Origin of the sequence: Parabacteroides sp. FAFU027 (genome assembly GCF_022808675.1) — a bacterium.
In the GTDB taxonomy this organism is placed as follows: Bacteria; Bacteroidota; Bacteroidia; order Bacteroidales; family UBA7332; genus CAXXIC01.
In genome coordinates this window covers 513,400-522,306 of the sequence record NZ_JAKZKV010000003.1, presented here as the reverse complement: position 1 = coordinate 522,306, position 8,907 = coordinate 513,400, and the positions used below count along the sequence as shown (strand labels likewise).

Here is an 8,907-nt window from a genome sequence, read left to right as displayed (position 1 = left end):
GCATTTGCAAATCGTATTATGAAGTGCAAAAGTGCAAATTGAAATCCGTTTAATTCAAAAACGACTATAACTGACTAAATTTCAAATATATCAAAGACCTTTTTTAGATTTTAATGGGACAGCAATGATAATACTTCACACTACAATATGCAATCTAATCACGCAAGGTCATGTAAATGGAGAGGTCTAATATTGCTATTATCTGTAATAGCATTTCCGATAAAAGCCGTTGAATGGCAATGGTCTGTACCTGTCAAAAAAGTAATCTCTTCTGAAACGAATGATCATCCGAATGCTTTTCTCTGGATACCCTCAAACTGTAAGCAGGTAAATGCGGTAGTGGTTGGGCAGCAAAATATGTTGGAAGAGTCCATCTTCGAGCATCCGTTATTTCGGAAAACGATGTCCGAGCTTGGTTTTGCTGTCGTTTGGTTTTCACCCATGATGGATCTTACTTTTGATTTTCATAAGGGAATAGGAGAGACGTTTAATGAGATGATGACGGATCTGGCTAAAGTTTCCGGTTATCAGGAACTGGAGTATGCCCCGGTTGTACCGATAGGCCATTCCGCACAAGCCAGTTATCCGTGGAATTTTGCGGCATGGAATCCCGGCCGCACGTTAGCTATTCTTTCAATACACGGTGATGCTCCATTGACTAAGCTGACCGGTAGCGGCCGCCCGAATCCCGATTGGGAAGACCGCACAATTGAAGGTGTTCCCGGATTAATGGTAGAAGGGGAATACGAATGGTGGGAAGATCGTGTGCTGCCTGCTCTTGACTATCGTGCAAAATATCCCAAAGCTCCTGTTTCATTTCTGGCAGATGCAGGGCATGGACACTTTGATTGTTCGGATGAGATGGTGGATTACCTGTGTCTTTTTCTGCGAAAAGCGTCCACATATCGTTTGCCTGCAAAAGCATCAATAAATAAGCCGGTTAAGTTAAAACCGGTCGATCCTTCAAAAGGATGGTTGGCAGATCGTTTCCGCCCTGATAAAATGCCTTTGGCTCCGGCAGCTCCATATAATAAATACAAAGGCGATGCAAACGATGCATTTTGGTACTTCGATCGGGAAATAGCTGAAGCTACTGAAAAATTTTATGCCCGGGAAAGAGGGAAGAAGCCTCAATATATCGGTTTTACACAAAAAGGAAAGTTGTTGCCATTTAACCTCAAAAATCATGCCCGGATTGTGGGCAAGTTTGAGCCGGAAGATGACGGGTTGACTTTTCATGTTGGTGCAGCCTTTACTGATACGTTGCGCTTGAGGGGTAGCGATGAACATGCTGCTGGTCAACCTGTGATCAATCGTATTTGCGGTCCTGTAGTGAAAGTCAATGATACCACATTTACAGTCCGTTTTTACAATATGGGTTTGAATAATAAAAAACGAACCAGTGATATTTGGTTAATCGCTACTCATAAAGGTGATGAGCAATATAAAAGTACAGTCCAGCAATTTACCCTGCATTTCCCCTATCCGAATACAGAAGGTGTGGCGCAAAAAATATCCTTTGATTCCCTTGATGATGTAAAATCCGGAATAAAATCCATTAAGCTGAATGCTAAATCAGATCGTGGAATGCCGGTATATTATTATGTTCAAGAGGGGCCAGTCAGGATCGTTGGTGATACTTTATTCTTTACGCAACTCCCGCCACGAGCCCAATATCCGGTGAAAGTGACGATCGTAGCCTGGCAGTACGGACGCTCTGTTGAGCCCAAAGTGAAGACGGCTTTACCTGTTGTACGAAGCTTCAAAATTTACCGGTAAAATTATTGATTGGAATAGATAATGTTGTTTTCTGTAAGTTGTTGATTTATAACCTGTAATTGTGGGTGGTGTAAGGACTGTCTTCGAAAATAGTGATTCCCATGAGTTGTTGTCTGTTAGTTTCTGTTTTTTTCTCAGTGGCTTTTTTGAGACAAATATATTGTCTATTTTTGTCTATCTAATTTAGCCATGAAAATAATGAACAGGAAACACCGCTATATCCTCTTTTTACTTTTCTGTATTCTATTTCTTCTTCCCAGGGCAGAGATACGATTCAAAACACTACCTGTGTCGGACGGGAATGAGTTGACGGAATTAAAATCTTTGTATAGGGACTCGCTGGGATTTGTTTGGATTGGCAATGCCCGTGGACTAACCCGTTACGATGGTCGCGATAAGAAAACGTATCCTATTCCCGGTTGTGCCAAATCATTTGTTTCTGACATTGATGAATTAGATCGTACCCGGTTGTTGGTCTGTTCTTCTAAGGGTGTTTACGAGTTTGACAGAAATACAGGGGAATATGTTCATCTGGTTCAGTATAAAGATTCGTTAGCTTTCTGTACGCTGGAAGTATCTCCTGATAAATCCGTGTATTACATTAGTTCAAATCGATGGTTTGATATTTATAATGCTCGTACCCGGTCGTTAAAGCGATATCTGATTATGTATAACAGAGAGCCGGTACGTATTCTCTGTTTAAGTAGAGGACGTGACAACAAGATTTGGATGGGAACTTCTAAAGGCGTTTGCCGGTTTAATCCTGCAACCCGAAAATTCGATTTTGTGAAATCCTGCGGCTACGAAAGTGTAAACCGGATTCACTTAGAACAGGAACTCGTTCTTATTGGCACTGATAATGGCCTTTTGATTTACAACAGTAAAAATCAGACGTGTAAACCTCTTCCGCAATTTAATAATCGGATTATCACTTCATTTACTATAGGAAAAGGAGGGGTGACCTATGTCGGGACCAATGGATTCGGTGTCGCTCTGCTTGATTTGAAAACCATGCAAATCCGGGAATGGCTTACCCATAATTATAAAGGGGAGCTATCATTACCGGCCAATTCGATTTATTCATTACTTTATGACCGGGATGGCGTTCTTTGGATTGGGACCTATTCCGCCGGCGTATGCTTTACCCAAAACTATAAAAATAAATTTTCTACCTACAAATACGGAGGGGATGAATCACTCCAAAAACAGACTGCCCGGTCACTCTATTTGTATAAAGGTATCAAGCTGATTGGAACACGGGATGGTCTCATTGTCTCAGAAATATCCGGTAAAAGTACGTTGTACACCGCTGGAATTGACAGAGAAGGATTACGTTCCAATATTATTCTGAATATTTCGCCTTACTTTGGCCACGAAGGCAGTTTCCTGATTTCCACTTTTGGGGGAGGAATGTCAGTCTTTAATCTCGCTACCCGGAAATTTTCTACCTTTATAAATAAGGAACCATTGCTTTCTGGCAAGGTTTATGGAGCCTCAAAAGCTCCGGATGGCTTTGTTTGGATTCCTACTCATAGCGGAGTCGTAAAATGTAATATCCAGGGAACTCCCTCTATTGTGAAAATTGTTAGTGGCGAAAATGAGTTAAAAACCAATGTCTTTGTATCCGTTTATTGTGATCGGTCAGGAAGAGTATGGGTGGGATGTGATAAGGGATTGGCTATCTATGACTCCAAAAAAGAGAAGTTTATTCGTTCGGAATTTTATTTATCGAAGACTAAAGGACAGGCTGTTTCCTTTTTGGGTGAAGAAAATGGCAATGTATGGGTTTGCGTATTCGACGCAGGACTTTATCTTTTTGATAAGAATCTTAATCTCAAAGCTCACTATACGGTTAAAGACGGATTACCTGATAACTCTGTCGTAGGTGTTCAAAAAGATCAGAGAGGTGATTTGTGGATTTCAACAAAAAATGGCTTTGCTCGTTTGTCCAAAGGGAAAATTCGTTCGTTCTCGTTGTTGGATGGGCTTCCCGGCCTTTTCTTCCTGCAATCGGCAAACGGACAGGATGATTCGGGTAATTTGTGGTTTGGGGGTGAAAACGGTCTGATGTATTTCAATCCATTGCATATCCAGGAAAATCCGATAGCCCCTGAAACCGTGATATCAGATGTGCAGATTAAAAACAGGGATGTTGTACCGGTTTTAGATAGAAGTTTTTTGGGTAAATATTATCCTATCACAGTCAAAGGTAAATCGAATAGCCTGAAAATCAGTTTTGCGGCACTTAACTTCTATAATCCGGAGGATAACCGGTTCCGGGTTATGTTAAAAGGCTATGATCAGGAATGGAGAAGCCTTGGTAATGTGAATAACGTGGAGTATAATAATTTACCTTCAGGGAATTATCAGTTCATTGTATATGGAGCTAACAATGAGGGCTTATGGACTAAACGACCAGCTGTATTGCCTATCGTCGTAAGTTACTATTTTTACCAAACGACCTGGTTTATAATTTTTTGTATTCTTATTGTTGTGGCTATTCTTTATTGGGTATTTATCTATTACTTTAAGCGGACAGCGATTAAAATCAAGAACCAGATACTTTCATCATTACCCACTAAAGAGCCAGTAAAACTTAAATTCAATGAAGATAAAAGTAAGGAAATTCTAGAGGTGGTGCGGAAATATATGGAAGAAGAGAAGCCATTTCTTAATGTCAATCTGAAACTATCCGATGTTGCTGAAGCCACCCAGATTCAACAAAATGAAATATCGCACGCCATTAACCAGTTTCAGGGGCAAAGTTTTGCCGATTATATTAATGGGTACCGGGTAAATGAGCTGATTGAACGGATGAAAACGGATAAAGAATCCAACCTGAAAATAACCGGTATTGCTTTCGACTGCGGATTTTTCTCAAAAGCCTCTTTCTATCGGGCATTTAAAAAAGCAACGGGTATGACACCTGGTGAATATTTCAAAGGAGCCGGTTCCGAGGTGTAATCATCTCAGCCGGGCTGCATTTTTCCACGGATATCAGATTTCTGAATTGTGAATCTGATGTCCGTTTTTTTTTACGTGTCATGTCTCACCTTTCTGCCTGATTTTTCACCACTTTCTTTTTGCGGATAGACTATTTTTAAGGCTCTATAACGGTTTGTATGGGTAATACTTTTTAAGGCAGATGCAGTCATAATTATTTAGCCACGAATACACGAATAAGAAAGTGTCTTTTCTTTTTTCAGTAATGAAAAAAGATTTGTGAAACTACGATTTCATTTCACCTGACTAACAAAAGGTTATATGCTGTTTTTAATTCGTGTATTAACTTCGTTGATTTTCAATTCGTGGCTAAAATCATTTAGATAGAGTTTATCATAATTTATTTCACGAAATCCTTTAGGGAAATTCTTTCCCAAAAGGAAGATAGAATTGATGACTACCAACACAAACCGTTATAGAGCCATTTTTAATGCCCCATGGACCTGATGTCCGGATTGAGCTGGTAATGTGTTGTGAAGTAGTCTTTTATACACTTGTAGGCTAAAATCGCAAAATGGTCGCAAAATGCATATTGAGACCACCTTTAATAGTTTATATAATGTGTTTCGGGAGTTTGTAGAATATTTTTGTGCCATACAAACAAACCTATTATACCCTTGATCCGTTTTTTAGAGAGACTAGTACATGGAAAATATTCTACAGAATTTTTTAGAAAAGCACACCATTGCCCTTCTGTTTTTTCGGGAATGTAAAGAGGTATTTTATGGATATTCAGAATAGATAAATCCCTAAATTAAAATCCATATTGCATGAAAATTAAATTCGATTTTCGACGGTTATTGTATAGCCGTTTATCCCGCAAAGCACGACTGATGTTGCTGCTTTGCCTGATGTCGTGCACGACTGTGCTCTATGCGAGTCCCGGTGTAATGGAACAAGCATCGATGCAGCAGACATCTCAGCAGAAGACTATTCTGGTAAATGGTATCGTAACAGATGCACAGGGCGAACCCTTAATCGGGGTCAATGTAATTGTCAAAGGAGCAGCAGGTGGAACCATTACCGATATTGATGGTAAGTTTAGCGTTAAGGTTCCTAATGAGAATTCTACCTTACAGTTTTCCTATATCGGTTTTAAAGCGAAGAGCCGTGTGGTTGGAAAAGACCGAATCCTGAAAATTACGCTGGAAGCGGATAATAAGATGATGGAAGAGGTTGTCGTTGTTGGTTATGGTACAGCAAAACGGAAAGACCTGACCGGTGCAGTTGGTCGCGTGGACGTGGAAGAGCTACAGAAAGCTCCGGTAAAATCACTGGATGAAGCTTTGGCCGGACGTGTAGCCGGTGTACAGGTCATTTCAGGTGATGGACAGCCGGGTTCTAATGCCGAGATTGTTATCCGTGGGGTGGGCTCGGTGACGCAAAGCACAGCTCCGTTGTATGTGGTAGATGGATTTCCTCTGGAAGAAGCCAATTTTAACTCCATCAATCCGAATGATATTGAATCGATTGATGTGTTGAAAGATGCTTCATCGACAGCTATCTATGGAGCCCGGGGTTCTAATGGTGTGGTTTTGATTACGACCAAACGGGGTAAATCAGAAAAACCGACAATTACTTATAATGGCTATTACGGAGCTCAGAAACCGGTGAAAACCATGGAATTGCTAGATGCATACGAATTTGTCCGTTTGCAGAATGACGTAACTCCCGGATATGCTACTGGGACTTATTTAACCACTGGTAGCGGATTGAATGTGAAAGATCTGACATTTGAGAACTATAAGAATGTCGCTGGGATTGACTGGCAGAAACTCTGTACCAGAAATGCTCCTGCTTTCCAGAATCACTCCATTTCACTCTCGGCAAAAACGAATAAGACAGCCTATACCGTCTCTGCATCCTATACAGGGCAGGAGGGTTTGGTCATTCAGAGTGGCTTTGACAGATATCAAGGGCGTTTTACCCTGGACCAAGATATAACGGATAAGTTGAAGGTAGGAATCAATGTAAACTATTCTAATGCCACGACTACTGGCATTGCCGGTAATTCACAATTTGGCGGTAGTGCATATTTTTCTTTTATGACTAACCTTTGGACGTATCGTCCTGTTCTAGGTGCGGAAATGTCAACTGAAGATTACGATTCTTATCTGAATACGTTGGCAGACAGTGAAGACCAGACCCGTATCAATCCTTACCTTTCAACTATTAATACGGATAATTCTTCTGTAAATAAAGTCTTTACTCCGAATGGATATTTGCAGTACAAACTGACTAAAGATTTAATGTTTAAATCGACTTTTGGCCAAACTGTAAACACGAATGAGGCTTACAACTTTAATAATTCAAGTTCAGCAAACGGAAATCCCTATTCCGGTTTTGGTAGAGTTTATGGCGTTAATGGAAGCCGAAGCAATTCACAAACAACAAGTACATTGAATGAAAATACGTTGACTTACAATAAAAAGTTCAATAAGAATAATGTCCTAAACGCATTGGTTGGTTTTACTTCACAGGAATATAAACTTACATCTTCTGGTTTTGCCGCAACGAACCTGACTAGTGAAAGCCTTGGGATCAATGGCCTATATTTGGGTACGCCTTATTCTGTTGCGTCATATGCTTCTTCCAACAGAATGGAATCTTTCTTAGGTCGTGTAAATTACACCTTGATGGATAAATATTTATTTACAGCCTCAATGCGTGCTGATGGAAGTTCGAAGTTTGCACCTGGTAACCGTTGGGGGTACTTCCCGTCAGGGGCTTTTGCCTGGAGAATTAATCAGGAGAAATTCCTGAAAAATGTTAAGGACCTGGATAATGCCAAACTCCGCATATCCTTTGGCGCAACGGGTAATAACAGGGTCGATGATTACGCTTATTTGTCAAAATTGACATCAAGCACATCTTCGAATCTGGTATCCTTTAATGAGGCAAATACTGCCGCCCTTTATCTTTCACAGATGGGAAACAAAGCGTTGAAATGGGAGACCGGAATTCAAACTGATATAGGTCTTGATGTTTCACTTTTCAAAAGCCGGTTGAATATTGAACTGGATTATTACAACCGTGAAACAAAAGACTTGTTATTGAATGCAACAATGCCATATTATTCTGGTGTAAGTAGTGCGCTTAAAAATGTAGGTAAAGTAAGTAATAGTGGTATTGAGTTGTCTATCAATACTGTGAACTTTTCGAATAAGACGTTTAAATGGACCTCAAACTTCAATATTACGTTTAACCGTAACCGCCTGAAAGCATTAAATAGTGGGGAGACAGAGTTGTTAACCTACAAGAATTTTTATGGCTCAAATACAGTATCTTATCCTGCGTATATAGGAAAGGTCGGTTCTCCTGTTGCCATGTTTTACGGATATATATGTGAAGGCAATTATCAGTTAAGTGACTTTTATAGAGTGCAAAATGGTGGGTCAGGATATACTTATGTTCTTAAAGAAGGACTTCCATACTATGGAACTAAACAGACAATTAACAGCATCAACTCCAATCCGGCGCAAAACTGTATCCAACCGGGAGATGTAAAATTTAAAGACCTGAATGGTGACGGGTACATTGATCAGAATGATATGACAACCATCGGAAGCCCTTATCCGGTTCATTTCGGAGGTCTTACCAATACATTCTCTTACAAAGGATTTGATTTGAGTGTGTTTCTGCAATGGTCGTATGGAAACGACATTATCAATGCAAACCGCCTGATAATGGAAGGTTCGTTGAATACACCTAGTACAAATACTACCGGTTATGTGGGTATGATTCGTTACAATCAATATGCTACCTATGCCAATCGTTGGACTTATACCAATCCAAGTAATCTTTATCCAAGAGTAGATGCGCATGCTGGAGGTAGCCGTGCCTGGTCAACCCGTCTGATTGAAGATGGATCATATCTGCGTCTGAAGACTTTACAATTAGCATATAATGTACCTGTGAAACTGGTTAAGAAAGTGGGTATTTCAAATGCCCGTTTTTATATTTCGGGACAAAACCTGTTGACTATTACAGGCTATTCGGGAATTGACCCTGAAGTGTCGACTGCATCGGGTAGCAACCTGACACCCGGATTTGACTTTTCACCGTACCCGAGAACCAAAGTGTTAACCTTGGGTACTACTATAACTCTTTAATCTTTAAACTACA

General features: G+C 40.2%; 3 protein-coding genes. All 3 read left to right on the top strand.

Annotated elements, in window-relative coordinates:
* The first annotated feature begins 147 nt into the window (after window positions 1-147).
* The 3 genes from MLE17_RS07430 (at window position 148) to MLE17_RS07420 (ending at window position 8,894) form a co-directional block, all read left to right on the top strand.
* Window positions 148-1,779: an alpha/beta fold hydrolase gene (locus MLE17_RS07430; protein WP_243348124.1), complete on the top strand. Its 1,632-nt coding sequence runs from the start codon at window positions 148-150 to the stop codon at window positions 1,777-1,779.
* A 198-nt stretch (window positions 1,780-1,977) separates the two neighbouring features.
* Entirely contained in the window at window positions 1,978-4,743 is a 2,766-nt protein-coding gene (locus MLE17_RS07425) for a two-component regulator propeller domain-containing protein (protein WP_243348123.1), read from the top strand.
* An 809-nt stretch (window positions 4,744-5,552) separates the two neighbouring features.
* Window positions 5,553-8,894 carry a SusC/RagA family TonB-linked outer membrane protein gene (locus tag MLE17_RS07420; protein ID WP_243348122.1) on the top strand — a complete coding sequence of 1,114 codons (3,342 nt, stop codon included), beginning with the start codon at window positions 5,553-5,555 and terminating at the stop codon, window positions 8,892-8,894.
* Window positions 8,895-8,907: the final 13 nt, after the last annotated feature.